The organism is Chitinophaga terrae (ex Kim and Jung 2007) (assembly GCF_900107795.1).
Lineage (GTDB): Bacteria > Bacteroidota > Bacteroidia > Chitinophagales > Chitinophagaceae > Chitinophaga > Chitinophaga terrae.
Window position 1 is genome coordinate 1 of record NZ_FNRL01000039.1, and the last position, 408, is coordinate 408.

General features: G+C 40.4%; 1 protein-coding gene. It reads left to right on the forward strand.

From position 1 onward, the window contains the following. Nucleotides 1–293: transposase (locus tag BLV62_RS25995; RefSeq protein ID WP_211118339.1), on the forward strand; the 293-nt coding region annotated here is incomplete at its 5' end. Between the last annotated feature and the right edge of the window lie 115 nt (nt 294–408).

The window sequence follows — 408 nt, forward strand, 5'->3', positions numbered from 1 at the left end:
AACTATCCCTGCGACTGGGTGAAATTTACAGAAATTGTAAATGTAAAGAGGATGCATTCAAAAAATTAGCCCTATGGTATAACGACGTAGAAGAAGCAGGAATATTATCTTTTAAAACTGTTGCCAGGACTATGAGAACTCATTATCTAGGTATTCTCAACTTCTTCAATAACCGGGCAACTAACGCCGCTGCTGAATCTTTCAATGCCAAGATAAAGTCCTTCAGAAATGCACTCAGAGGAGTACGGGACGTTGAATTTTTTCTCTACAGGTTAACCAAACTATATGCTTAATTTTTACCTAATCCCCCAATTATTCAACTTGATCCGTAGAGACGGGGTCGAGTCCTGTCCGGTCCGCAAGAGTTGAGGTCACATCGGAAACGGTGTGACTTTTTTGTTTTTGGGA